Origin of the sequence: Bacillus sp. C30, assembly GCF_040838255.1 — a bacterium.
GTDB classification, from domain to species: Bacteria; Bacillota; Bacilli; order Bacillales; family Bacillaceae_G; genus Bacillus_A; species Bacillus_A mycoides.
On sequence record NZ_JBFPJH010000507.1, the window covers coordinates 1 to 1,874 of the forward strand.

General features: G+C 33.5%; 3 protein-coding genes. 2 read left to right on the forward strand and 1 reads right to left on the reverse strand.

The annotated features are described in order from the left end of the window. The first annotated feature begins 27 nt into the window (after nt 1-27). The gene (locus tag AB3X49_RS22295; protein WP_002014128.1) at nt 28-492 is read left to right on the forward strand and encodes a DMT family transporter; all 465 of its coding nucleotides are present in this window, start codon (nt 28-30) and stop codon (nt 490-492) included. Nucleotides 493-596: 104 nt separating this feature from the next. After that, the gene (locus AB3X49_RS22300) at nt 597-1,076 is read left to right on the forward strand and encodes a hypothetical protein (protein WP_367964792.1); all 480 of its coding nucleotides are present in this window, start codon (nt 597-599) and stop codon (nt 1,074-1,076) included. A 41-nt stretch (nt 1,077-1,117) separates the two neighbouring features. Here the strand turns inward: AB3X49_RS22300 and aiiA are convergent, their stop codons facing one another. After that, a complete protein-coding gene (aiiA, locus tag AB3X49_RS22305; protein WP_367964794.1) occupies nt 1,118-1,870 on the reverse strand; it encodes a quorum-quenching N-acyl homoserine lactonase AiiA in 753 nt (250 codons plus the stop codon). Between the last annotated feature and the right edge of the window lie 4 nt (nt 1,871-1,874).

Sequence of the window (1,874 nt, forward strand, 5' to 3'; positions counted from 1 at the left end):
TGACAATTTATTAATGGAGGCAAGAAAATGTTATATATTTGTATCGCTATTTTAGCTGGTGTTTCTATCGTTGTTGCTAGAATTATTAACGCGAATTTAGCAAAGGAAATTGGAAATTGGGAAGGCACATTTTTCAATTATATTACTGGATTATTTTTCTCCATGTTATTTTTAATTTTCAGTTCAGATTCGTTGTATATTTCTAGTCATACGTTACAATCCATACCTATCGCTGTATACTTAGGCGGATTAGTAGGCGTTATCGTCATCTCATTATCAAACTATATTACTCCTAAAATATCAGCATTTTATTTAACATTACTCATCTTTATCGGACAATTGTTTACGGGGACTATCATCGATTTCTTCCTGTCACACGAACTATCAACCGGAAAAATTATCGGTGGAATTCTCGTATTAATAGGGCTCACTTACAATTTACTCGTTGATCGCCCTATAAAAACCGTGAAGCATAACCACGTTCAACTATAATACTTTACACTTACCTATCATATATTAATAGAAAAGCTCTTCACATGAAGCCATAGAGAGGAGAATACCCTATTAAGAAAATCATTTTATTGATAGGTAGCGCATTGATTGTTTTTGGAGTCGTATGGTTTTTAAACTCTGGAAAATCTATTCAAGAGCTCTATACAGCAAGTAAACCAAAGAAGAAAGCTACTATTATTTCAACTCAAAGAGACCCAAATGCACCTCCTGTTTTTTTAGGAAAGCAGGAAATAAAAGATATACATGTAGAGTCGCTTAAGACAAAAAAATCTATCTTCCTTACAAAAACAGATGAATTAAAAACATTCATTAACAGTATGGATACAGCAAAAAAAGGCGATTTTACGCTAGATGAAGAAGGTTCTGATTTAGTAGATTGTAACATGTGGATTACTTTCCAAGATGGAACTTATAAACAATATTTAATTTGGATAGTAGATAACAACAGTAGTGAAGTTATGATTGCCCATCAAAACACTCCTGATGACGTAGACCTTACTTATTATCAATTAAATGAAGGTAATTCAAAAAAAGTATATAACTTATTTAAAAAGGTTATTTAATAGAAAAAGTCATGAGCTACTAGGCCCATGACTTTTTCTATTTATATATATTCAGGGAACACTTTACAACTCTTTTCCTGCTCTATATCATGTCCAAAGAAAACAATTGGGTTCTCTTTCCTAACAATTTCTTTTAAACGTTTAATTGAAGATAAAGCTAATTCCGAATCAAATCCAGCGAACGGCACTTCATCTTCAAAATTTTCTTTCGTATAAGATGCATCAATCGTTAATAACACAGGACCGGATTTTTCTGTCTCAATTAATAGCGACTGATGCCCCGGAGTATGTCCTGGTGTATACAATAATTGAACTCCTGGTACGACTTCATAATCCCCTTCAATGATCTTGTATTTCAAATTCGGCAATATACATTCTTTCATATATTCTTCACTATATTGTGCCGCCTCATATTCAGCACGCTGCACAATAATCGGTGTATTTGTAAAAGCACCATTTCCTCCTGCATGATCAAAATGTAAGTGAGAACTAATAATATACAGAAGGTCTTCCGGCTCATAACCAACGCGTTTTAAAATATTCACCATTCTATCTTCTTCAGTCATTTTCGGTAAAATCTGTCCTTCAATAAATGTACCGTTAAAAAGGCCTTCATTATTAACCGCACTTTCTGGCATACCTGTATCTACTAAAATAGGTCCTTCTTCAGTCTCCAAAAGATAACACCAAACCGGTAAGTCTAATAATTTCCCTGGTGTTAATGTACTGTTAACAGACGAATGATCCAACATACAACGACCTGCTGGGACGAAATAAAGCTTTTTTACTGTCATTATG

Coding starts and splice junctions, on each gene's coding strand:
- AB3X49_RS22295 (WP_002014128.1), top strand. CDS start 28: ATGTTATATATTTGTATCGCTATTTTAGCTGGTGTTTCTATCGTTGTT.
- aiiA (WP_367964794.1), bottom strand. CDS start 1,870: ATGACAGTAAAAAAGCTTTATTTCGTCCCAGCAGGTCGTTGTATGTTG.